The organism is Pseudolabrys sp. Root1462, assembly GCF_001426945.1.
Taxonomy (GTDB): domain Bacteria; phylum Pseudomonadota; class Alphaproteobacteria; order Rhizobiales; family Xanthobacteraceae; genus Pseudolabrys.
Genome location: NZ_LMFS01000001.1, coordinates 1,162,874 through 1,184,100, shown reverse-complemented (window position 1 = coordinate 1,184,100; position 21,227 = coordinate 1,162,874). Strand labels below are relative to the sequence as shown.

Here is a 21,227-nt window from a genome sequence, read left to right as displayed (position 1 = left end):
CTGACAAATCGGTTGTTCAGGCTAGTTGCCCGATTGGACGTCGCAAAGCAACCCGGCAGGACACCAAAGCGTTTTCGAGCGAAGCGGACACCGGTTCGCGTGAAGAATACACGTCAAAACAAGAAGCTAGAGCGCCGGCTTTGATCCCATCAAAGCCGGAAAGCTCTCCTTTCAGCCGTCGAGCAAAATACCGGACAGCATCTGGTCCATCGACCGGGACGGCTCGGAACAGCCCGCCTCGCCGACCACCTTGGCCGGAACGCCCGCCACGGTGACATTGTTGGGCACCGGCTTGATCACCACGGAGCCTGCGGCGACACGGGCGCAGCGCCCGACCTCGATGTTGCCGAGAATGCTGGCGCCGGCGCCGATCATCACGCCCTGGCGGATCTTCGGGTGACGATCCTCGTGTTCTTTACCGGTGCCGCCGAGCGTGACGCCGTGCAGGATCGAAACGTTATCTTCGATCACCGCGGTTTCGCCGACGACGAGGCCGGTGGCGTGATCGAGGAAAATGCCGCGGCCGATCTTGGCCGCCGGATTGATGTCGCACTGGAACGCCGCCGACGAACGGCTCTGCAGATACAGCGCGAAATCCTTGCGGCCCTTGCCGAGCAGCCAGTGCGCTAGGCGGTAGGTCTGGATGGCGTGGAAGCCCTTGAAATACAGCACCGGCTCGATGAGGCGGTTGGCGGCCGGATCGCGGTCGATAGTCGCGACGATGTCGGCGCGGAAGTCTTCGCCGAGCGACGGCTGGTCCTCGATCGCATCGCTGAAGGCCTGGCGGATCAAGTCGCTCGACACGTCGGCATGTTCCAGGCGCTGGCTGACGCGATGCGCGACCGCAGTCTCCAGCGAGTCGTGATGCAGGATGGTTTCGTAGATGAAGCTCGCGAGCTCTGGCTCGCGGCGCACGATATCTTCAGCTTCGGTGCGAACGCGGGCCCAGACAGGATCGACGGTGTTGAGGGCCTTGGCCCGGGTCTGATGCAGCGCCATAGAATATTATTCTCCGAATGCCTCTCAACCCCTCAGATAATCCTTAGCACATTCGTTGCCAGAGGACACGCGAAGAACAGACGCGCTTTTTCTTGAGGTGACGGATGGCGCCACAATCAGGGGCGCTGGTTAAGAAATTCCAGAACGCCGGCCTTATAGACCTTGTCGCCGACCGCAAGCATGTGATCGCGGTCCGGGATATCCAGCGCCTTGGCCCTCGGAATGAGTGCCGCGAGGTCGTGGGCCGAGCCGGCCACATCGTCTTTCGTGCCGATGGCGATCAGGACCGGCGGCTTCAGCGACGAGAACTCCTCACGGCTCATGACCTGACGCGAGCCGCGGATACAGGCGGCGAGCGCCCGCAGGTCCGATTTGGTCTGATCAGCAAAGGCACGGAAGGTGCGGCCCTGCTTATCGGTGACGTCGGCGAGCGACGGCGCCTCGAGCGCATCGGCGATGGTGGTCGGCAGCCCGACGCCGTCGATCAAGTGCATGCCGAGGCCGCCCAGGATGGCGGAGCGCACGCGCTCCGGATGTCTCAGCGCGAGGAATGCGGTGATGCGCGCGCCCATCGAATAACCCATGACGTCGGCGCGCGCGATGCCGAGATGATCCATCAGCGCGCGGACATCGTCGGCCATTTTCTCGGTGTCGTAGTCTGCCGGATCGTAAAGCTTGGCAGAGGCGCCGTGGCCGCGATCATCGAGCGCGATAACGCGGTAGCCGGCACGCGTCAGCGTCGTGAACCAGCTCGGATTGACCCAGTTCATCTCCTTGGTCGAGGCAAAGCCATGCACCAGGACGATCGGGTCGCCCTCGCCTTGATCGAGATAAGCGATTTCGACGTCACCGTTCTTGAAGCTGGGCATGCGCGAATGTCCATTCTGAAAACCGCCGACGATCAGGTCGCAGCGCGCCGCGGCAGGCGCTCGGCGAATTCCTTCGTGACCCAATCCATGAAGACGCGCAACCGCGGCGATAACTGCCGGCTATGCGGATAGAGCATCGAGACCGGCGTCGGCGACGGCGGATGCTGCGGCAACACCTCGACGAGGCGGCCGGCCTCGAGGTCGGCCTCGATGTTGTAGCGCGGCACCTGGATGAGGCCGAGGCCGAGCCGCGCCAGAGCATGGCTGGTTTCGCCGCCATTCACCGTGACCGTGGCCGGCAGCATGATGTGGCGCAGTTCGCTGCCGACGGTGAACTCGAGCGGGAACGCGGACTTAGTCACCGGCGAGATGAAGGCGATCATGCGGTGGCCTTCGAGATCGTCGAGGGTGCGCGGCGTGCCGTAACGCGCGAGGTAGTCCGGGCTGGCGCAGGTCACTTCTTCGAGCAGCGCGATGCGCCGAGCGATCATGCTGCTGTCGCGCAGTTCGCCGGCGCGCACCACGCAGTCCACGCCTTCGGCGATCAAATCGACCAGTCGATCGCCCTCGCCGATATGAAGCTGGATGTCGGGATATTCGGCGAGGAAGCGCGGCAGCCCCGGAATAAGGAAGTACCGCGCCAGCATACCGAACACGTCGATACGAAGCTGGCCCTTGGGCTTGCCGCCGGTGAAGGCGGCCTCGGCCTCCTCGACATCGGCGATGATTTGAAGACAGCGGCGATAATAAGCCTCGCCGTCGGGCGTCGGGGCGACCCGCCGCGTCGTGCGCTGCACAAGCCGCACGCCAAGCCGCGCCTCCATTTGCTTGACCGCCTCTGTGACGGTGGAGCGCGGCAGGCCGAGATCGGCTGCCGCGGCGGTGAAGCTGCGGCGCTCGACCAGCCGGCAGAACAGCCGGATCGCGTCAAACCTGTCCATGAAACTTCTCCAGCGCCATTGTTCGCATATTTCGAACAGTTTTGGCAATTTTGGCCTGATTATTCAGCCGGGGGATCGAACTAGCTCAGGGGGAAGCCATCACCCCACAGGAGGTTCGACCCATGCCCTTTGCCAATTTCAAGCTGCCGGAAGCCGCCCTCACCCGCGCCCAGAAGGCCGAGCTTGCGCATCGCGTCACCGATCTCCTCGCCGGCTATTTCAGCGAAGCGGCGCGGCCGCACACCATGGTCCTGATCGAGGAGGTCAAGGACGGCGGCTACACCCGCGCCGATCAGGTCTTTGTCGTGCCCGACGCCTATCGGGCCCGCGACTGACCCCACCATTCATCCCACACGCAACGAGGCTCCCATGACTTCATCTCGCACCGCTATCATCACCGGCGCCGCACGCGGAATTGGCGCCGCCATCGCCGACCGTCTGGCGCGCGACGGCTTTGCCGTCGTCATCAACTTCGCCAAGGACAAGGCATCGGCTGACGCGCTCACGAGCAGGATAACCGCCGCTGGCGGCAATGCCATCGCCGTGCAGGGCGACGTTGCCGACAGCGCAGCAATGACGGCCTTGTTCGACAAGGCTGAATCGTCGTTCGGCGGCATCGACGTGCTCGTCAACAATGCCGGTATCCTGCAGCTCGCTCCCATCGCCGACACAACCGACGCGATGTTCGACCGCCACATCGCGGTCAACCTGAAAGGCTCTTTCAACGGCATGCGCGAAGCGGCGAAGCGCCTGCGCAAGGGGGGCCGCATCATCAATCTCTCAACCAGCGTCGTCGGCACGCGGCTCGAAACCTACGGCGCCTACACCGCCACCAAGGCGGCGGTCGAGGTCATGACCTTCATCCTGGCGCGCGAAATGCGCGGCAAGGATATCACCGTCAACGCGGTCGCACCCGGCCCCGTCGCTACCGAACTGTTCCTCAACGGTAAGTCGCCCGAATTGATCGACCGCCTGTCGAAGACCAATCCCATGGAACGGCTCGGCCAGCCCAACGACATTGCCAACGTCGTCTCCTTCCTCGCCGGCCCGGACGGCGGCTGGGTCAACGGCCAGACGCTGCGCGCCAATGGCGGCATGGTCTGAGGCGGGTCACGCCGGAAACGTCGCATCGGCCTCGCGCTGCACGCGCCGCCGCTTGCGCCAGCGGAAATAACGGCGCGCGCCGCGCTCGGTCATGCTCTTGAGCGAGGCGACGAACATCAGAAGCGTGAACAGCGCGCTGACGATCCAACTGGTGAGGTTGAAGGTGGCGAGCGACAGCGCGATGGCGCCGCGGCCGGCGGTCTTGAGAATGGCGCGGGTGCGGCTGCCGGACTTCTCGGCGAGCTTGGCAACGCGCGCCATCTCCACCGGGCTCTCGGCGATCTTCAGTCCGTCGAGCGCCGCCTGCGTGCCGGCCTTGGCCTGCACGCGGCCGATGTCGCGGCCGAGATCAAGAAGGCCTTCGGCGCGCTCGACCTTGACCGCATCGCGCGCGGCGCGAACCGCCACCTGCGGCTCGGTAATCGAGAAACTCGTCGCCGCGCGCTTGATCGCCGCCCAATCGACAACGCCGCGCAGCATGCGCGACATCCGCGCGATGAGCCCGGCGCTCAGCCGCTCGGTCTTGCGCGCCACCTTGGCGGCCGTCAGGCCGACGCGCACCGGCGCCGCCGCGCCAAGTGTCGCGTAGGTGCCCGCCGTGATCGCGAGGCCGACGCAGGCGAGCCCGAGGACGAGCTCATCGGCCTGTTGGCCGGTTGCCAGCCGCGAGCCTTCGCGCACCGCATCGCGGATGTCGCCGAACACGAACAGATCCCCGAGCGCGGTGCCAGCGAAGCCCGCCACGTCGCTCGGTTCGCCGGTGACGAGACCGTAGGCGAAACTCTGCGCCGCATGCCCCGCGCTCGCATCCTCAGCGACGGCGGCGCTCGTCTTCTCGACAAGGCTCGGCTCGACGGCGACCTTCCGCTCGGCGGCGAGATCAACGAAGCTCTTCGCGAGGTCGGAGTCCTTGGCCGTCAGTGCCGCCTCGATCTCATGATTGGCGACCGTGCTGTTGAAGTTCTGCTCGAGCGCGCGATCCGCGATCGCCGCCGGATCGTCCTCGATAGCGAAAAGATGGCCGGCTTCGAAGGCGCGCGGCAGCACAAAAGCGGCCCCGGCCGCCAGCACCGCCGCAATTAGCAATACCGGCGCCAGCCGATGCTGGCGCGCAAGGCGCTTCTGCACCTGTTCGGGAGCGAATCCATCCGCGTCGCGCATTCGTCCTGCTCGCCTCCGCAGCGGTAACGCGCCCGCCTGGGGATAACGGCCGCGTGCCCCGTCGCCCGGCCCACCAACAAGAGAAAAACTCAAATGAATCAACGCGGTTCCGCTGATTCTGCCGCCAAGCCTAACGAATGATGAGTGCTAGATATATGGCGAGCCTGTCGCTATGGTGCGCGGCAAATCGGTCTCTTACAGGTGAAGGCAAAGTCGGCCATGGCGGAACACGTCGTCCCCCATTTCCAGAACGATCCGGGCGTGCCGGTCATTGAAATCGGCGCCAAGGAGTTCATGTGCGTTGGCGCCACACCACCTTACGATCACCCGCATGTCTTTTGCGACATGGGCGACGAGAACGAGATCATCTGTCCTTATTGCTCGACGCTCTATCGCCACAACGCGTCGCTCGATCCGCACGCCGCCATTCCTGCGGAATGCGCCTATCGGCTGGCCGCGGCCTAGGGCCGGGGCCGCACCTTGGCGCCCTCGCGTCACGTCATTGTTGCAGGCGCCGGTATCGCCGGATTGACCGCCGCTATGACGCTGTCGCGGGCCGGCTTCCGCGCCAGCGTGCTCGAACAATCACCGAAACTCGAAGAGACCGGCGCCGGGCTGCAACTCTCGCCGAACGCCACCCGCATCCTGTTCGAACTTGGTCTGCGCGACCGGCTTGAGCCATTCGCCGTCAAGCCGCAGATGATCCGGGTGATGGCCGGCGGTTCGGGACGCGAGATCACCCGCATTCCGCTCGGCGACGTGGCAGAACGCCGTTACGGCGCGCCATTCTGGGTCATGCATCGCGGCGACTTGCAGGCCGCGCTCGAAGACGGCGCCCGCGACATGAGCGACATCGAGATCAAGCTCGGCCACCGCTTCGACGACTTCGCCACGCATTCGAACGGCGTCACCGTGCAGGCCTATCGCGGCAAGCAGGTGGTCGATGAGCGCGGCGCCGTGCTGATCGGCGCCGACGGCATCTGGTCCGCCGTCGGCGAACGCTGGCGTGCTCAACGCAAGCCCGCCTTCTCTCGCCGCACCGCCTGGCGCGCGCTGATTCCGGCCGACGCCGCGCCCGAACCGATCCGCGCCCCGGTCGTGCATCTGTTCCTCGGTCTCGACGCCCATCTTGTCGCCTACCCCGTCAAGGGCGGCAAACTCATCAACATTGTCGGCATCATCCATGACGACTGGAACGAGTCCGGCTGGAATGCGCCAGGCAATCGCGATGAAATTCTCCGCCACTTCGCGCCTTTCAGTTGGGCGGAGTCGGTGCGCGACCTGATCCGCATTCCCGACCGCTGGCTCAAATGGGCCCTGCTCGACCGCGCGACGCCATTCTCCGGTGGCACGGGCCCCGTCACGCTGATCGGCGATGCCGCCCACCCGATGCTGCCTTTCCTGGCGCAGGGCGCCGGCATGGCGATCGAGGACGCCGCGGTGCTGGCCGATAAACTCAAGGAGCACAGCGAGGATCCGGAAGCGGGACTTCGCGCCTATGAGAAGCTTCGCCGCGGCCGCACCGCACGCGCACAGGCAACCGCGCGAAAGCAAGGCTCGATCTACGGCCGCACCGGCCCGGAAGCCACAGTGCGCAATATCGTGATGCGCATGCTCGGCGGCGAACGGCTGCTCAAGCGCTACGACTGGGTCTATAAATGGCGGCGGAGCTGACGGCCACCGTCGGCGCATGAGGCGCGGCACGCGCGCGATCGACGAGATCGTGCGCCAATAATAACAGGGAGGATTCATGCTTTTTCCGACGACCATCGCGGGCAGCCTGCCTAAGCCGTCCTGGCTCGCCGAGCCCGACAAACTGTGGCCGAAGTGGCGGCTCGACGGTGCCGAGCTGGCGCAAGGCAAACTCGACGCCACGCTTTTGATGATCAAGATGCAGGAAGACGCCGGCATCGACATCGTCTGCGACGGCGAGATGTCCCGCCAGCATTTCGTGCACGGCTTCCTCGACTATGTCGAGGGCATCGATACCGTCAACAAGGTCGAGATGGGCATCCGCGCCGACCGCTACAAGGCGATGGTGCCGGTGGTGCGCGGCAAGCTGACGCTCAAGGGCCGCGTCCATGAGGCGGAAGCGCGCCACGCCCGCGCCCACACGACGCGCAAGCTGAAGATCACCATGCCGGGGCCGATGACGATCTCCGACACTATTGCCGATGCGCATTACGGCGACAAGGTGAAGATGGCGTTCGCCTTCGCCGACCTGCTCAACGCCGAGGCCAAGGCCCTGGAAAAGGACGGCGTCGATGTCATCCAGTTCGACGAGCCGGCGTTCAATGTGTTCATGGACGAAGTCCCGACCTGGGGCATCGAGGCCCTTCATCGCGCAATCGACGGCCTGCAATGCACCACCGCCGTACACATCTGTTATGGCTACGGCATCAAGGCCAATATCGACTGGAAGAACTCGCTCGGCGAGGAATGGCGACAATACGAAAAGATCTTCCCGGCGCTGGCGAAGAGCCGCGTCAAGCAGATCTCGCTCGAGGCCATCAATTCGCGGGTGCCGCTCAACCTGCTGTCGCTGCTTGAGAGCAAGGATTTGCTGGTCGGCGTCATCGACGTCGCCAGCGACATCGTCGAGACGCCGGACAAGGTCGCTTCCGTCATCGCCGACGTGATGAAATACGTGCCGAAGGAGCGCATCGTGTGCTGCACCAATTGCGGCATGGCGCCGATGCATCGGAATATCGCCGAGGCCAAACTCAAGGCGCTCGGCGATGGCGCCAAACTGGCGCGGCAGCGTTTCGGCTGAGCCGAGACATTAGACTCAGACGTCTGGCCTCATGGACTGCCGGGACAAACCGGCAATGACATACCTTTTGCGCTCTTTGATCCACATCAACGCCGCGGCATGAGCGCATCCTAACCTGCAGCGCTTGGTGGTTGGAGGGTTGCTCATGACCATGAATGTCGGAATGATCGATCGCGTCGTGCGCATTGTCGTCGGCATTGCGCTGATCGCATTTGCGCTTGGGCTTATCGCCCCGGGCACAAGCTGGGCCTGGGTCGGCTGGATCGGCGTCGTGCCGCTACTCACCGCGGTATTCGGCACCTGTCCGCTGTACAGCATGGTGGGATGTTCGACGCGGTAAGAACTACCTTCCCGCCCGACCCATGACGTCCATAAGCTCCGCGACCTTGCGGCGCTGGTCCGCCTTGTCCCCGGAGGCGATGGCGTGTTCGACGCAATGCGCCACATGCTCGCGCAGGATTTCCTCTTCGACCTTGCGCAAGGCGGCGCGCGCCGCGGCGATCTGCGTGACGATGTCGATGCAGTAGCGATCTTCCTCGATCATGCGCGCGATGCCGCGCACCTGGCCTTCGAGGCGTCCGAGCCGCTTGAGCGTATCGTCCTTATGGGCCGCCGTGCGATGGGTCGCGGGATCGGGCTTGCTGTGCTTTGCCATGGGGTCTATATACCCCCCTAGGGTATAAACCGCAAGTCCAAGACACGAAGGCGCGCCATGACCGACCACCATCACCACGGCCACGATCACAGCCACCACGGCCAAGCGCATGGCGCGGCCGAAGGCGGCGTCGTGGATCCGGTGTGCGGGATGACGGTGGATCCGCACGCCACAAACCTGACCTTCGGTCATGAAGGCCACACCTATTATTTCTGCAGTCCGGGCTGCCGCACCAAGTTCATCGCCAACCCCGCGAAATATCTCGGCGACCGCGCGCCGGAGCCGGTGATCGAGGGCGCGATCTACACCTGCCCGATGCACCCGGAAATCAGGCAGCAGGGCCCCGGCTCCTGCCCGATCTGCGGCATGGCGCTGGAACCGGAAATCGCCACCGCGGACAGCGGCCCCAACCCCGAACTCGCCGACATGACGCGGCGCTTCTGGATCGGCCTGGTGCTGACGTTGCCGGTGTTCGTGCTGGAAATGGGCGCGCACATCGTCGGCGGCCACGGCTGGGTTGACCCCAAACTCTCCAGTTACATCCAGTTCGCCTTCGCCACGCCGGTCGTGCTGTGGGCCGGCTGGCCGTTCTTCGTGCGCGGCTGGCAATCGCTGGTCACGCGCAACCTCAACATGTTCACGCTGATCGCAATGGGCACCGGCGTCGCCTACATCTACAGCGTCGTCGCCACCTTCGCGCCCGGCATTTTCCCGGCGGCGTTCCGCAGCCACGCCGGAACGGTCGCCGTGTATTTCGAAGCCGCCGCCGTCATCACCGTGCTGGTGCTGGTCGGCCAGGTGCTGGAACTGCGCGCCCGCGAAGCCACCTCGGGCGCCATCAAGGCGCTGCTCAATCTGGCGCCGAAGACGGCCCGGCGTATCAAGGACGACGGCAGCGACGAGGAAGTCTCGCTCGACGCCGTGCAGTCCGGCGACAAATTACGCGTCCGCCCCGGCGACAAGGTGCCGGTCGACGGCACCGTGCTCGAAGGCCACTCTTCGGTCGATGAATCCATGGTCACCGGCGAGTCGATGCCGGTGAGCAAGGAAAAGGATGCCCGCGTCATCGGCGGCACCATCAACACCTCGGGCTCCTTCGTCATGCGTGCCGACAAGGTCGGCCGCGATACCCTGCTGTCGCAAATCGTGCAGATGGTGGCGACGGCGCAGCGCTCGCGCGCGCCGATCCAGCGGCTCGCCGATCAGGTCGCCGGCTACTTCGTGCCGACCGTCATCGCAGTGGCGCTGATCGCGTTCGGCGCCTGGGCGATGTTCGGCCCCGAGCCGCGGCTGAGCTACGGCCTGGTCGCCGCCGTCAGCGTGCTGATCATCGCCTGCCCCTGCGCGCTCGGCCTTGCCACGCCGATGTCGATCATGGTCGGCGTCGGCCGCGGCGCACAGGCCGGCATCCTGATCAAGAACGCCGAAGCGCTCGAGCGGCTGGAGAAGATCGATACGCTGGTCATCGACAAGACCGGCACGCTCACCGAAGGCAAGCCGAAGGTCGTCGCCGTAATCCCGGCCGAAGGCTTCGATGAAGCGCAGGTGCTGCAGATCGCGGCATCCGTCGAGCGCGGCAGCGAGCATCCGCTCGCCGCGGCGATCGCCAAGGCGGCGAACGAGCGAAAGCTCGAACTGGCGCCGGTGCGCGGCTTCGACTCGCCGGCCGGCAAGGGCGTCATCGGCATGGTGAGCGGCAAGCGCATCGCACTCGGTTCGCCGGCCTTCCTCAAGGAATTGAGCATCGATACGTCGGCGCTGCACGACGTCGCCGAGGCGCAGCGCAATGATGGCGCCACCGCGATCTTCCTCGCCGTCAACGGCAAGCCGGCGGGCGTCATCGCCATCGCCGATCCGGTGAAAGCAACAACGGCCGAGGCGCTCAAGGCGCTCGCCGCCGACAATATCCGCGTCGTCATGCTGACCGGCGACAACCGCACCACCGCACAGGCGGTTGCCAAGCGCCTCGGCATCACCGAGGTGGAAGCCGAGGTGCTGCCCGATCAGAAGAGCGCCGTGATCGAAAAGCTGACACGCGAGGGCCGCGTCGTCGCCATGGCCGGCGATGGCGTCAATGACGCTCCCGCGCTCGCCGCGGCGCAGGTCGGCATCGCCATGGGCACTGGATCCGATGTCGCGATCGAGAGCGCCGGCGTCACGCTGCTCAAGGGCGACCTGATGGGAATCGTCAAAGCGCGCGCGCTTTCCGCCGCCGTGATGTCGAATATACGGCAGAACCTGTTCTTCGCCTTCCTGTACAACTCGGCTGGCGTGCCGATTGCCGCCGGTATCCTTTATCCGGTATTCGGTCTCCTGCTGTCGCCGATCATTGCCGCCGCAGCAATGGCGCTTTCCTCGGTTAGCGTCGTCGGCAATGCACTGCGGCTGCGCAGGCTCGAGTTATAGGAAGACCGAATGCGATGGATGGTTGTGGCGCTGCTGGGCCTGTCATCGGCAGCGCACGGCGCCGAATGGCGCGCCGAGCAAATCGATACGCCGGCACGCGTCACCGCCATCGAAACGGTCGATGGCAAGCCGCGCATCGATGCCGGCGGCCTTTGGTACGGCGTTGATTGGGACGGCGGCCACGTCAGGCTGAGGTTTGTCGACACCGCGCATCAGCCGCCGCCGGAAAACGCGCTGCCGGACGGCCGGGTCGTCACCGGCTCGCGTGACATCGCGCGCGTCTGGTTCGCCTCCCCCACCGAGCGTTACGGTCACAACATTCTCGGCGACGCGGTTGAAGCCGGCAGCCTGATGATCCTGACCGCCGACGGCAAGACCGACACCGTCGCCGTCGGCGACGACGCTGTATTCGAGGACCTGACGCCACGGCTCGCCGATCTCGACGGCGACGGCCGCGACGAGATCGTCGTCATCAAGTCATATCTCGCGCGCGGCTCGGCTATCGCCGTGATCGCGCAACGCAAGGGCCACTACCAGATTGTCGCAGAGACGCCGCCACTCGGCGGCCCTCGCCGCTGGGAAAACCCGGCCGGCATCGCTGACTTCGATGGCGACGGCAAGCCGGACATCGCCGTGGTGCGGCAGCCGCATTCAATCGGCGCACTTGAATTGTGGACCTATGCGGATGGCCGCCTGCGGCGCGGGCCGAGCCTCGACGGCTTCAGCAACCATGTCGCCGGCACGCGCGCCCTCGGCATGAGCGCGGTCGGCGACTTCGACGGCGACGGCACGCCCGATCTCGCGATTCCATCTTTCGATCGCGCCACCCTGCGGATCGTGACCTTCAAGCCGGTCGCTCAGGACATCGCCAGCGTCAAACTGCCGTCCGACGCGCGCACCGATATCGGCGTCATCGCACGCGAGCAGGCGCCACCGGCGCTGCTGCTTGGCCTCGCCGATGGCACTTTGGTGATGATCCGCCCTGACTGAGCGGTAAGCGGTGCGCTAGAAGACGGCGAGGTATTTCAGGAGTGACAGCACGCCGATGATAATGACGACGATGCGCGCGATTTGCTTCGCCCGGCCGTCGATCGGCAGCATGTTGATGAGATAAAGTACCAGCACGATCACCAGGAAGGTGATGAGAATGCTGATGAGCAAGCTGATGCCCATTATGGCCCCCATTTTAGCCGCGGCAGTGCGGCCTCCGGGCACTAAGTTCCAAATCGCAGAAAAGTTCCGCCGGGCTGAAAGTGACTAGCGCGTCCGGCGCTTCGGCGCCGGGGGCACCGCCGGGGCAGCCGCAGGCGGCGCCGGGGCCTTCAGCGTACAGTTCTTGGAGGCCGCCTCGCGGCGAACTTCTGCGAGGTTGCCTTCGATCTGGCTGTATTCGGTGCGGTAGCCGAGAAAGTTGACCACCCCGCCCGCCGGCGATTTGTCGGCGTCGGCCATGGCCTTGCGCAGGACTTCCCGCCGCCCGGCATAGCCAGCCGCCGTCGCATTGAGCTGATCGCAATCGTACAGAATGAATTTGCCCGGCGCGACCAGGAACGAGCCGAGTCTGTCCTCCTGCGGCCCGCTCGATGAGCAGGCGGACAAGGTCACGGCGCAGGCCAGCACCGCCAAGGCGGCGATCCGGGGTCGCGGTCGATCGGACAGGAGATTCGTCATCTTCGCTGCATAGTAAACCATCATTCGGGGCGCAATCGAGACCGGCTCGCCCGTCAGATCCGATGGCCGAGGCAGGCGGCCACCGCGCACGGGATCGGGGCGATCACCGGGGTCGCGAACATGCCCTGCAGCTTCTCGGCGGCCTGGCCCAGCGGCCCGCCGCCGATGATGACGGCTGCTGCGCCGTCCTCCTCCACGCAGAGCCGCACCATCGCCGCGAGGGCATCGAGCATGGCCGCGGCATCGCCGGCGAGCGCTACCGGATCGCCCTCCGTGCAGCGCACCGAGGTCAGCAGATCGCCGACCCCCGCGTCACCGGCACGGCGCTCGATGGCATCCTTCAGTCCAGGGGTCGTCGTCGCGACGGCAAAGCGCCGGCCGCCGCGCGAGGCCGCCAGCATCGACGACTCGCAAATACCCCACACCGGAACGCCGACACGCTCGCGCAACGCCTCGAGGCCGGGATCGCCAAAGGCGCTGATAATGATGCCGGCGCAGCCCGCTTGATGCCGCAGGCCGATCTCAACGACCTCTCCCGCCGCCGCTTCGAGGGCCGCCTCGGTCACGATCATCGGCGGCGCACGCATCGCCGTGGCCACCGCCACGGCGACTTCGCCCTTCGCCACGTCCTGCGCGATGGCCTGCATCATCGCGCTGGTCGCAAGCGAGCTGTTGGGATTGATCAACAGCAGGTGGCGCATCATGCTTTCACGGCTTCTCCGGCGGCCCGCGCCACTTCGGTTTCCGTGCTCGCCGGCTGCGTAATGTCCTCCATGGAGCGCCCGTAGGTCTCGGGGCCCATCTGGATGCAGGCGACGAACACCGCGTACATCGCCGCCGCCAGTGCGAAAACCCCGACCATTCCATATCTGTCGAACAGTACGCCGGAGATCGTTGGCACGAACGAGCCGGCGGCCGAACCCGTCGCCAACACAAATGCGACGCCAAAGGCGCGAATGCGCGTCGGGAACAGCTCCGGTGTGTAGATCCAGATCGAGGTGTTGAGCAGCATAACAAAGAACTGGAAGACCGCGCCGAGCAGAAGCACCATATAAATATTGCCGCCGAGATAAACGATCGAGATCGCCGCGACACAAGCCAGCGCCGCGCCGACGGTAAGCACGAGCTTGCGCGGCAGGTAATAGCCGAAGGTCGATGCGGCGATGGCGCCCACCACGCTGCCACTCTGAATAATCATGGCGTAGAGCAAACTGCCCTGTAGCGTGTAGCCCATCGACACGAAGATGACCGGCATCAGCGTCAGCACCGAAAGCTGGGCGCCGTAGCTCATCAGGATAGCAATCGACACTGGAATGATGCGGCCGAGATAAGGCGCTTTAAACAACTCCGTCCAGGAGCCTTTCGCATCGGAGGCCGCGGCCGGTTCGGCGCTAAGATACGGCTGCACGACGAGATTGCGCGGCCGCAGCGAGCCGGACGCCAAGGTCGACAACACCTTGTTCGCGTCGTCATAACGACCGCGCGAGGCGAGGAAGCGCGGCGTCTCCGGCACGTAGCGGCGATAGAACACGGTCAGCAGCGCCGGAATCGCCAGCACGGCGAACAGCCAGCGCCAGCTATTCTCGCCCGGGAAGGTCATGAAAATCATCAGACCGAATGCGGGCGCGAGAAAGTTGCCGAACCCGCCGGCGCCGACGTTCACCAGCCCGGCGGCCGTGCCGCGAAACTTGGCCGAGCAGAACTCGGACAGCATCGTCACGGCGGTCGAGATCTCGCCGCCGACGCCGAAGCCGACGACAGCGCGCGCGATGCAGAGCGTGGCGAAGCTTGGCGCCAGCGCGCAGGCGGCCGAGCCGAGCGAGAACAGCAGCAGGTTGAACGTCAGCATGACCCGCCGGCCATACCGGTCGCCGAGAATGCCCGACATCAGACGGCCGATGGCCGCGCTGGCAAAGGTGATGGTGTTGAGCAGGCCGATATCGGCGCCGCTCAGGCCCCAGTGCTGCCGCAGCAGCGGGCCGGCGACGCCGATCGTGTTCTGCTCGAAACTGTCGAACAGGCAGCCGATCAGCACGAGCGCCAGGATCTGCTTGTGAGCGCCGGTAACCTCGATCTTGTTGAATGCCGCTTCGAGCTGCCGCGTGACCGGTGTCGAGAGACCGGAGGAGTGCATGCCTTCAGTCGCCATGGTCCATTCCCCTATGAGCTGTGACTGTACGCCGTGCGGTGCGCCGTCGGGCGCGCCGGATTGCCGTGACGTCCCCTCTTGTGTCGGGCCCGGCGCCCCCCGCGGGGGCACCCGAAACTAACGGACCAATATATGGTACATGAAACTATAGTTTCACAAAGCCCATAATTGCGCCGCCCCCTGCCGGATTCTTCGGCGGCGGCCCGGAGACCGCCTCCCGTGGCGGCGCGTTAAAAAGAGTTAGAGTTCGTCGAGGGCGTCGTTGAGCGCTTCGATATTGCGCAGCCGGACCCGCCCCTCGGCGCCGGCGATTTCGATGCTCCGGGTGATGAGCAGATGGCACAGCGCCATGACGGCGGTGTGGTTGAACAGCGGTCCGGGCGTCAGCGTCTGACACCGGAAGTGCCAGGCAACGCGCTTGTTGAAGTCGGCGCTTTCGTCGGTGACGTACAAAACCTTGGCGCCGAGGTTATCGATCTGTTTCAGCAATCTGTCGGTCTGCGCAACGCGCCGCCGCAAGCCGAAAAACACGACGACATCGTTCTTCCTGATGCTGGCGAGATGCTCGCCGAACGTCTGGCCGGCGCCGGGAATGGCGACGACATTCTCGATGACCTGCGTCAGTTGCCATTGCAGATAAGTGGCGAACGGCGCGCTGGCGCGAAAGCCGATCACCCAGACCTTGCGCGCCTTGAGCAGCGCCGTCGCCGCACCGGTGATTTGCGTCTCGCCGATGCCGGAGAATGTGCCCTCGAGATTGGCGATGCCCTGCGCGATGTTCGCCGCGACGGTCTGCGTGCCGTCGCTGCCGGCCGCCATCAGGAACAGCCGCGAGCCGCTCTGCTTTTCGAGCCGCGCATGGCGGCGCGCCGCTTCGTAATCCTCATAGCCGAGACGCTGGATGAAGCGCGATACGGTCGCCTTCGACACATGCGCCAGTCCGGCCAGCTCCTGGGCGGAGTAGCTGGCGACCTCGCCGGGAAAATCGCACAGGAAATCGCCGAGCCGCTTCTCGGCCGGCGACAGCCCGGGAAGGCTGCGCCGCACCCGCGTGAGAAACGACTCTTCTTTGTGCTTCATGGAAGGAGCTTGACCGAAAGCGGTATGGAAGACACGCGAAACCGGCAGGGCGTCGCGCCGGATTTTAGGTTTCGCGGCCGGGATAAGGCAATACGCTGCGGCGCCGGACGCGCGACGGAACGCTGCGCCCGCTCGTTCGTTTTCTCGCCAGCCCTCACACGAGAACCATCGATGCCGAAAGCACCCGTGCCGCAGCCCCTCCCCGATCAGAACGGCAAGCCCGAGACCCCGGCGCAGGATCGCCAGCGCCGCGAGGACAGCGAGCGCGAGCGCCAGGATGAGCGGGCGTTTCCCGATCGCGAGCCGGCGCAGAAGAAGACCGGCGAGTTTTGAGGCTGGGATCTGTCGTTTGCGACGAGAGTGGTGCGGACGGAGGGAGTCGAACCCTCACGGGCTTACGCCCAACGGATTTTAAGTCCGGTCTGTCTACCGGTTCCAGCACGTCCGCACATCTCGTTATCCGCCGTCACGGCGGAGAACATCCGGCGCGGACGGCGGCATCAACTCACTTCAGTAATAAATCGCCCCACAGTTCGTCCCAGTCCTTGCCCGAGGAGTCGGTGACGCGGCCGTCCTTCTCGTAGAACTTGTTGGGGATCTGGAAGATGGCGACGAAGATGCCGCCGTTCGGCGACCACGCCGCGTGCCGGCTGCCGGCCGGGCGCCAGACGAACTCGCCGGCCTTTACCTCGATGCCGGCGTCAGGGCCTTCCTTGTCGGCGAGCGAACCCTCGAGCACATAGGTCTGCTCGATCAGCACGTGCTCGTGGTCGGGCAGTTCGGCGCCGGGATCCATCTTGAATAGCAGCGTCGCCAGCCCGCTCTTCCTGTCTACCATCAGCGGCTTGGTGTAGCAGCCGGGAAAGCGCGTCGGCTGCCAGGCCATGTCTTTCGGATGGACGACGCGCGAGGCGAGGTCCTGCGCAAGCGCTGTGGCGGCGGCGGTCATGGCCAGCGTCCTGGTGAATGGTCGCGCGATCCTAGCGGGCGAACGCGGCCGCCGCCAGCGCCGATCTGCGGCGCGCCGGGCGACCGGCTGCTCTGCGAGGATGGGCCTGCCAAACACTTGCCAAACCCGGCGGAAGTCCTGCATGAAGTCTAAAACCAGCAGCGAAACCGCACTCCGATCACGCCGTAAAGCCGAGGAAACGACATGCCCACTTATCGCTCCCGCACCACGACGCACGGCCGCAACATGGCGGGCGCCCGCGGCCTCTGGCGCGCGACCGGCATGAAGAACGAGGACTTCGGCAAGCCGATCATCGCGGTCGCCAATTCCTTCACCCAGTTCGTGCCGGGCCATGTCCACCTCAAGGATCTCGGCCAACTCGTGGCGCGCGAAATCGAGTCCGCCGGCGGCGTCGCCAAGGAGTTCAACACCATCGCCGTCGACGACGGCATCGCCATGGGCCACGACGGCATGCTGTACAGCCTGCCCTCGCGCGAATTGATCGCCGACAGCGTCGAGTACATGGTCAACGCGCATTGCGCCGACGCGCTGGTGTGCATTTCCAACTGCGACAAGATCACGCCCGGCATGCTGATGGCCGCCTTGCGCCTCAACATCCCGACGATCTTCGTCTCCGGCGGCCCGATGGAAGCCGGCAAGGTGACGCTGAAGGGCAAGGCGCGCGCCGTCGATCTGGTCGACGCCATGGTGGTCGCCGCCGACACCTCCTACAGCGACGCCGACGTCGCCGCGATCGAGCGCTCGGCCTGCCCGACCTGCGGCTCCTGCTCCGGCATGTTCACCGCCAACTCAATGAACTGCCTGACCGAGGCGCTCGGCCTCGCTTTGCCGGGTAACGGCTCGGTGCTCGCCACCCATGCCGACCGCAAGCGGCTGTTCGTCGAGGCCGGCCATCTCATCGTCGATCTGGCGCGCCGTCATTACGAGCAGGACGACGCCAGCGTGCTGCCGCGCGCGATCGCCAATTTCGAGGCCTTCGAGAACGCGATGACGCTCGACATCGCCATGGGCGGCTCGACCAACACCGTGCTGCATCTGCTCGCCGCCGCGCATGAAGGCGAAGTGCCGTTCACGATGAAGGACATCGACCGGCTGTCGCGCCGCGTGCCGGTGCTGTGCAAGGTCGCGCCCTCCGTCGCCAACGTTCATCTCGAGGACGTGCATCGCGCCGGCGGCGTCATGGGCATTCTCGGCGAACTCAACCGCGGCGGTCTCATCCATGCCAAGGTCGGCTCCGTGCATGCCGACAGTCTGGAGAGCGCGCTGGCGCGCTGGGACGTCGTGACCGCAAAGAGCGACAGCGTGCGCGAGTTCTACCGCGCGGCGCCCGGCGGCGTGCCGACGCAGACGGCGTTCAGCCAGGCCGAGCGCTACGACGATGTCGATACCGATCGCCAGACCGGCTGCATCCGCGACGTCGCCCATGCCTTCTCCAAGGACGGCGGCCTCGCGGTGCTGTACGGCAATCTCGCCACCGACGGCTGCATCGTCAAAACCTCGGGCGTCGATGAAAGCCTGCTGACCTTCTCGGGGCCGGCGCGCATCTTCGAAAGCCAGGACGCCGCCGTCGATGGCATTCTCGGCGGCAAGATCGTGGCCGGCGACGTCGTGCTGATCCGCTTCGAAGGCCCCAAGGGCGGGCCCGGCATGCAGGAGATGCTTTATCCGACCAGCTATCTGAAATCGAAGGGCCTCGGCAAAGCCTGCGCGCTGATCACCGACGGCCGCTTCTCGGGCGGCAGTTCGGGCCTCTCGATCGGCCACGTCTCGCCGGAAGCCGCCGAGGGCGGCCTGATCGGTCTCGTCGAAGAAGGCGACATGATCCAGTTCGATATTCCGAACCGCCGGGTGCATCTCGATGTGCCGGAGGCCGAACTTACGAAGCGTCGCGCGGCAATGGAGCAGCGCGGTGCGGCGGCGTGGCATCCGGCGGCAAAGCGTCCGCGCAAGGTGACGACGGCGTTGCGCGCTTATGCGGCTTTCGCCACCAGCGCCGCGCGCGGCGCGGTGCGCGTCGTCAAATAAGCGTCGTCAGCAAAGCGCCATCCTCGCGACGGCGCTTTGCTCGATGCATCGGTGATGAGTCAGCTTGACGCTCAGTCGCCGCCGGCGCGGATCGGCGGCGCGTAGGACAACGCGGTGTCCCACGGGAAATAGATCCATGTGTCCTGCGACACCTCGGTGATGTAGGTGTCGACCAGCGGCCGGCCCATCGGCTTGGCATAGACAGTGGCGAAATGCGCCGCCGGCAAGATCTCGCGCACCATGCGCGCCGTTTTTCCGGTATCGACCAGATCGTCGATGATCAGCACGCCCTTGCCCTGCGCGCGCATCGACGTGATCTCCGGGCCGACGCCCTTCATCACCCGGATGTCGCCCTGGTTCTTGTAGTCGTGATAGCTGGCGATGCAGACGGTCTCGATGATGCGCACATTGAGTTCGCGCGCCACGATCGCCGCCGGCACCAGGCCGCCGCGGGTAATGCAGACGATGGCTTCGAAAGGCCCCGCTTCGTGCAGCCGCCAGGTCAGCGCCCGGGTGTCACGGTGAAACTGGTCCCAGGAGACGGGAAAAACTTTGTCGGGGCGCGGGGCGTCGCTCATGCTTCGCTCTCTGAGATCGCTTTCTTGATGACGGGCAAAGGCCGTTGAGAGCCGGTTCTAGCCCAGTTTTACGCGAAGTCGAACGGCGCCAGGGCGGCCATCCCCATGCTTCGTTGGAACCCGCCCGGCGGCGTCAGAGTGGCTGCGGCCGCCCATTTGGCGACAAAAGGGTAATGGGATCGCTCTCGGCCAGCGCTTGCGCCCCGCCGCCACCCTCCTCCAGCACCGAATAAGCCACCGAGCAGATGTGCGAGTGGATGCGCTTGAGATCGCGCAACACATCCAGATGCAGCGACGTCGTTTCGATGGTCTCGGGCCGGCCTTCGCGCAGGCGCTCGAAGTGGCGCTCGGCGGCGGCCAATTCCGCGTTACGGATCGTCGTCTTCTCGGTGATCAACTGCTGCGCCTGGGCGCGGTCGCCGGTCATGAAGACGCTGAAGGCGAGCTTCAGGCTCTCGAGGATGCGAGCATGGAACGCGGCGAGTTCGGCGGCGCCGTCGCCGGAGAACTCGATGCGGCGCTTGATCTTCTTGGCGGCGAGTTCACTGAGGTTCTTGTCGATGATGTCGCCGATATGCTCGAGGTTGATGGCGAAGGAGATGATTTCCATCGCGCGCCTGGCCTCATTGTCATCAAGTTGCTGGCGCGTCAGTTTGGTGACGTAGAGCCTGATCGCTTCATCGAGCCGATCGACGATATTGTCGGTGCGGCTAACCTCCGCGACCATCGCGCGGTCGCCGGTCATCATCGCCTGCATCACCTGGCGCAGCATCACCTCGACGAAATCGCCCATGCGCAATGTTTCGCGTGCGGAATCGGCGAGCGCCAGCGATGGCGTGCCGAGCGCACTCTCGTCGAGATAGCGCGGCGCCGATTGATCCTGCGCCTTCGGCGGCGACGGCAACATTCTGATCAGAAGCGCCGCCAGCGGATCGAGCAGCCCTATAAACAACGCGGCGAGCACGACATTGAAGGCGATGTGGAATTGCGCCGTCATCTTCGCCACGTCGGGCTGCCAGGCGGCAAACGCCGTCGCGATGATCGGCAGGAACGGCAATGCCAGTACCACACCGACAATCCGGTTGATGAGATTGCCGACCGGCAGCCGGTGGCTGGCGCGATCGTCGCGGCGGCCGCCTTCGAACACAGGATTGATGGCGCTGCCGAGGTTCGCGCCGAGCACAAGAGCCAGCGCGGCCTGCGGCGCGATAAAATTCGAAAAAGCGAGCGACATGACCAGCAGCACGGTCGCGACGCTGGAATGCGCGGCCCATGTCAGCGCCGCGGCGATGACGACGCATAGCACCGGGTCCCCGGTGATGGCGCCGAGCACTGCACGCGCCGCCGGCGCGTTCTCGGCCGGCGCCAGGCCGTCGATGAGGATATGCAACGCGAGCAGCATCAAGCCGAGCCCGATCGCGACGCGGCCGAGATCCTTGATCCAGTGGCGGCCGCCACTGCGGAAAGCGACAAGGCCGATGACGAACAGCACCGGCGCCACCGCCGTGACGTTGAAGGCGAGGACCTGGACAATCAGCGTGGTGCCGACATTGGCGCCGAGCATGATGGCGAGCGCCGCGACGAGGCTCACGGTGCCTTCGCTGGCGAAGGACGCGGTCATCAGTCCGGTCGCCGTGCTGCTCTGCAAAAGCGCCGTCAGGCCGAGCCCCGCGCCGAACGCCGCGAAGCGATTGGCGAGCGCCGTGGACAGAAGCCGACGCAGATCGGGACCGAAGGCGCGCGTGATGCCGCTCTGGACCATGTGCAGGCCCCAGAGCAGCAAGGCGACGCCACCCATCAAATCGAGCAAAACCAGAGTGCCCATGCCGAGTCTCCTCACCTGCAA

At 65.4% G+C, this 21,227-nt stretch carries 23 protein-coding genes and 1 tRNA gene; 10 read left to right on the top strand and 14 right to left on the bottom strand.

Annotation, left to right across the window (positions count from 1 at the left end; translation table 11 throughout):
* Positions 1–171: 171 nt before the first annotated feature.
* The 3 genes from cysE to ASD45_RS05650 form a co-directional block, all read right to left on the bottom strand.
* Positions 172–999, bottom strand: coding sequence for a serine O-acetyltransferase (gene cysE, locus ASD45_RS05660; RefSeq protein ID WP_056910597.1), 828 nt, complete (start codon positions 997–999; stop codon positions 172–174).
* 116 nt (positions 1,000–1,115) lie between these two features.
* Positions 1,116–1,868, bottom strand: a complete 753-nt coding sequence (locus ASD45_RS05655) for an alpha/beta fold hydrolase (RefSeq protein WP_056910596.1) — start codon at positions 1,866–1,868, stop codon at positions 1,116–1,118.
* Positions 1,869–1,900: 32 nt separating this feature from the next.
* Positions 1,901–2,809, bottom strand: coding sequence for a LysR family transcriptional regulator (locus ASD45_RS05650; RefSeq protein ID WP_056910595.1), 909 nt, complete (start codon positions 2,807–2,809; stop codon positions 1,901–1,903).
* 122 nt (positions 2,810–2,931) lie between these two features.
* On the opposite strand from ASD45_RS05650, the gene ASD45_RS05645 reads away from it, so the two are divergent.
* Both ASD45_RS05645 and ASD45_RS05640 read left to right on the top strand, forming a co-directional pair.
* Positions 2,932–3,144, top strand: a complete 213-nt coding sequence (locus ASD45_RS05645) for a 4-oxalocrotonate tautomerase family protein (RefSeq protein ID WP_056910594.1) — start codon at positions 2,932–2,934, stop codon at positions 3,142–3,144.
* A 34-nt stretch (positions 3,145–3,178) separates the two neighbouring features.
* Positions 3,179–3,913 (top strand): SDR family oxidoreductase, encoded by a 735-nt coding sequence (locus ASD45_RS05640; RefSeq protein WP_056910593.1) that lies wholly within the window; start codon positions 3,179–3,181, stop codon positions 3,911–3,913.
* Positions 3,914–3,919: 6 nt separating this feature from the next.
* On the opposite strand, the gene ASD45_RS05635 is transcribed toward ASD45_RS05640, so the two are convergent.
* Positions 3,920–5,074: a hypothetical protein gene (locus ASD45_RS05635; protein ID WP_082540674.1), complete on the bottom strand. Its 1,155-nt coding sequence runs from the start codon at positions 5,072–5,074 to the stop codon at positions 3,920–3,922.
* Positions 5,075–5,293: 219 nt separating this feature from the next.
* Between ASD45_RS05635 and ASD45_RS05630 the strand changes: the two genes are divergently transcribed.
* The 4 genes from ASD45_RS05630 (at position 5,294) to ASD45_RS05615 (ending at position 8,187) form a co-directional block, all read left to right on the top strand.
* Positions 5,294–5,539 carry a zinc-finger domain-containing protein gene (locus tag ASD45_RS05630; protein WP_056912607.1) on the top strand — a complete coding sequence of 82 codons (246 nt, stop codon included), beginning with the start codon at positions 5,294–5,296 and terminating at the stop codon, positions 5,537–5,539.
* Between the two features lie 15 nt (positions 5,540–5,554).
* Positions 5,555–6,748, top strand: coding sequence for an FAD-dependent monooxygenase (locus ASD45_RS05625; RefSeq protein WP_082540673.1), 1,194 nt, complete (start codon positions 5,555–5,557; stop codon positions 6,746–6,748).
* Between the two features lie 76 nt (positions 6,749–6,824).
* Positions 6,825–7,847, top strand: a complete 1,023-nt coding sequence (locus tag ASD45_RS05620; protein ID WP_056910591.1) for a methionine synthase — start codon at positions 6,825–6,827, stop codon at positions 7,845–7,847.
* Positions 7,848–7,992: 145 nt separating this feature from the next.
* Positions 7,993–8,187 (top strand): DUF2892 domain-containing protein, encoded by a 195-nt coding sequence (locus tag ASD45_RS05615; RefSeq protein ID WP_056910590.1) that lies wholly within the window; start codon positions 7,993–7,995, stop codon positions 8,185–8,187.
* Positions 8,188–8,190: 3 nt separating this feature from the next.
* Here the strand turns inward: ASD45_RS05615 and ASD45_RS05610 are convergent, their stop codons facing one another.
* Complete coding sequence (locus ASD45_RS05610; protein ID WP_082540672.1) at positions 8,191–8,502, bottom strand: metal-sensitive transcriptional regulator; 312 nt, start codon at positions 8,500–8,502, stop codon at positions 8,191–8,193.
* 57 nt (positions 8,503–8,559) lie between these two features.
* Between ASD45_RS05610 and ASD45_RS05605 the strand changes: the two genes are divergently transcribed.
* Both ASD45_RS05605 and ASD45_RS05600 read left to right on the top strand, forming a co-directional pair.
* Positions 8,560–10,908, top strand: coding sequence for a heavy metal translocating P-type ATPase (locus ASD45_RS05605; protein WP_056910589.1), 2,349 nt, complete (start codon positions 8,560–8,562; stop codon positions 10,906–10,908).
* A 9-nt stretch (positions 10,909–10,917) separates the two neighbouring features.
* Positions 10,918–11,898, top strand: coding sequence for a VCBS repeat-containing protein (locus ASD45_RS05600; protein ID WP_082540671.1), 981 nt, complete (start codon positions 10,918–10,920; stop codon positions 11,896–11,898).
* Positions 11,899–11,913: 15 nt separating this feature from the next.
* Here the strand turns inward: ASD45_RS05600 and ASD45_RS23360 are convergent, their stop codons facing one another.
* From ASD45_RS23360 to ASD45_RS05580, 5 genes are all read right to left on the bottom strand, one after another.
* The gene (locus tag ASD45_RS23360; protein WP_162249371.1) at positions 11,914–12,081 is read right to left on the bottom strand and encodes a Thivi_2564 family membrane protein; all 168 of its coding nucleotides are present in this window, start codon (positions 12,079–12,081) and stop codon (positions 11,914–11,916) included.
* Positions 12,082–12,165: 84 nt separating this feature from the next.
* Complete coding sequence (locus ASD45_RS05595) at positions 12,166–12,579, bottom strand: hypothetical protein (protein WP_156380729.1); 414 nt, start codon at positions 12,577–12,579, stop codon at positions 12,166–12,168.
* 53 nt (positions 12,580–12,632) lie between these two features.
* Positions 12,633–13,283, bottom strand: a complete 651-nt coding sequence (locus ASD45_RS05590; RefSeq protein ID WP_056910586.1) for an aspartate/glutamate racemase family protein — start codon at positions 13,281–13,283, stop codon at positions 12,633–12,635.
* On the bottom strand, positions 13,280–14,728 hold the full coding sequence (locus tag ASD45_RS05585) for an MFS transporter (RefSeq protein ID WP_056910585.1): 1,449 nt from the start codon (positions 14,726–14,728) through the stop codon (positions 13,280–13,282). The genes ASD45_RS05590 and ASD45_RS05585 overlap by 4 nt, the downstream gene beginning before the upstream one ends.
* Before the next feature lie 240 nt (positions 14,729–14,968).
* On the bottom strand, positions 14,969–15,808 hold the full coding sequence (locus ASD45_RS05580) for a MurR/RpiR family transcriptional regulator (protein WP_056910584.1): 840 nt from the start codon (positions 15,806–15,808) through the stop codon (positions 14,969–14,971).
* 171 nt (positions 15,809–15,979) lie between these two features.
* Here ASD45_RS05580 and ASD45_RS23355 point away from each other — a divergent pair, with 171 nt between their 5' ends.
* Positions 15,980–16,141 (top strand): hypothetical protein, encoded by a 162-nt coding sequence (locus ASD45_RS23355; RefSeq protein WP_156380728.1) that lies wholly within the window; start codon positions 15,980–15,982, stop codon positions 16,139–16,141.
* Positions 16,142–16,169: 28 nt separating this feature from the next.
* On the opposite strand, the gene ASD45_RS05575 is transcribed toward ASD45_RS23355, so the two are convergent.
* Positions 16,170–16,256, bottom strand: a tRNA-Leu gene (locus ASD45_RS05575).
* A 57-nt stretch (positions 16,257–16,313) separates the two neighbouring features.
* Entirely contained in the window at positions 16,314–16,757 is a 444-nt protein-coding gene (locus tag ASD45_RS05570) for a cupin domain-containing protein (RefSeq protein ID WP_056910583.1), read from the bottom strand.
* A gap of 204 nt (positions 16,758–16,961) precedes the next feature.
* Here ASD45_RS05570 and ilvD point away from each other — a divergent pair, with 204 nt between their 5' ends.
* Complete coding sequence (gene ilvD, locus ASD45_RS05565) at positions 16,962–18,803, top strand: dihydroxy-acid dehydratase (protein ID WP_056910582.1); 1,842 nt, start codon at positions 16,962–16,964, stop codon at positions 18,801–18,803.
* Between the two features lie 71 nt (positions 18,804–18,874).
* Here ilvD and gpt read toward each other — a convergent pair whose 3' ends face one another.
* The gene (gpt, locus tag ASD45_RS05560; RefSeq protein WP_056910581.1) at positions 18,875–19,381 is read right to left on the bottom strand and encodes a xanthine phosphoribosyltransferase; all 507 of its coding nucleotides are present in this window, start codon (positions 19,379–19,381) and stop codon (positions 18,875–18,877) included.
* A 133-nt stretch (positions 19,382–19,514) separates the two neighbouring features.
* A complete protein-coding gene (locus tag ASD45_RS05555; RefSeq protein ID WP_056910580.1) occupies positions 19,515–21,206 on the bottom strand; it encodes a Na/Pi cotransporter family protein in 1,692 nt (563 codons plus the stop codon).
* Positions 21,207–21,227: the final 21 nt, after the last annotated feature.

Excerpts from the sequence above, each read along its gene's own strand:
- cysE (WP_056910597.1), bottom strand. The coding sequence starts at position 999 with ATGGCGCTGCATCAGACCCGGGCCAAGGCCCTCAACACCGTCGATCCT.
- ASD45_RS05655 (WP_056910596.1), bottom strand. The coding sequence starts at position 1,868 with ATGCCCAGCTTCAAGAACGGTGACGTCGAAATCGCTTATCTCGATCAA.
- ASD45_RS05650 (WP_056910595.1), bottom strand. The coding sequence starts at position 2,809 with ATGGACAGGTTTGACGCGATCCGGCTGTTCTGCCGGCTGGTCGAGCGC.
- ASD45_RS05645 (WP_056910594.1), top strand. The coding sequence starts at position 2,932 with ATGCCCTTTGCCAATTTCAAGCTGCCGGAAGCCGCCCTCACCCGCGCC.
- ASD45_RS05640 (WP_056910593.1), top strand. The coding sequence starts at position 3,179 with ATGACTTCATCTCGCACCGCTATCATCACCGGCGCCGCACGCGGAATT.
- ASD45_RS05635 (WP_082540674.1), bottom strand. The coding sequence starts at position 5,074 with ATGCGCGACGCGGATGGATTCGCTCCCGAACAGGTGCAGAAGCGCCTT.
- ASD45_RS05630 (WP_056912607.1), top strand. The coding sequence starts at position 5,294 with ATGGCGGAACACGTCGTCCCCCATTTCCAGAACGATCCGGGCGTGCCG.
- ASD45_RS05620 (WP_056910591.1), top strand. The coding sequence starts at position 6,825 with ATGCTTTTTCCGACGACCATCGCGGGCAGCCTGCCTAAGCCGTCCTGG.
- ASD45_RS05615 (WP_056910590.1), top strand. The coding sequence starts at position 7,993 with ATGACCATGAATGTCGGAATGATCGATCGCGTCGTGCGCATTGTCGTC.
- ASD45_RS05610 (WP_082540672.1), bottom strand. The coding sequence starts at position 8,502 with ATGGCAAAGCACAGCAAGCCCGATCCCGCGACCCATCGCACGGCGGCC.
- ASD45_RS05605 (WP_056910589.1), top strand. The coding sequence starts at position 8,560 with ATGACCGACCACCATCACCACGGCCACGATCACAGCCACCACGGCCAA.
- ASD45_RS05600 (WP_082540671.1), top strand. The coding sequence starts at position 10,918 with ATGCGATGGATGGTTGTGGCGCTGCTGGGCCTGTCATCGGCAGCGCAC.
- ASD45_RS23360 (WP_162249371.1), bottom strand. The coding sequence starts at position 12,081 with ATGGGCATCAGCTTGCTCATCAGCATTCTCATCACCTTCCTGGTGATC.
- ASD45_RS05595 (WP_156380729.1), bottom strand. The coding sequence starts at position 12,579 with ATGACGAATCTCCTGTCCGATCGACCGCGACCCCGGATCGCCGCCTTG.
- ASD45_RS05590 (WP_056910586.1), bottom strand. The coding sequence starts at position 13,283 with ATGATGCGCCACCTGCTGTTGATCAATCCCAACAGCTCGCTTGCGACC.
- ASD45_RS05585 (WP_056910585.1), bottom strand. The coding sequence starts at position 14,728 with ATGGCGACTGAAGGCATGCACTCCTCCGGTCTCTCGACACCGGTCACG.
- ASD45_RS05580 (WP_056910584.1), bottom strand. The coding sequence starts at position 15,808 with ATGAAGCACAAAGAAGAGTCGTTTCTCACGCGGGTGCGGCGCAGCCTT.
- ASD45_RS23355 (WP_156380728.1), top strand. The coding sequence starts at position 15,980 with ATGCCGAAAGCACCCGTGCCGCAGCCCCTCCCCGATCAGAACGGCAAG.
- ASD45_RS05570 (WP_056910583.1), bottom strand. The coding sequence starts at position 16,757 with ATGACCGCCGCCGCCACAGCGCTTGCGCAGGACCTCGCCTCGCGCGTC.
- ilvD (WP_056910582.1), top strand. The coding sequence starts at position 16,962 with ATGCCCACTTATCGCTCCCGCACCACGACGCACGGCCGCAACATGGCG.
- gpt (WP_056910581.1), bottom strand. The coding sequence starts at position 19,381 with ATGAGCGACGCCCCGCGCCCCGACAAAGTTTTTCCCGTCTCCTGGGAC.
- ASD45_RS05555 (WP_056910580.1), bottom strand. The coding sequence starts at position 21,206 with ATGGGCACTCTGGTTTTGCTCGATTTGATGGGTGGCGTCGCCTTGCTG.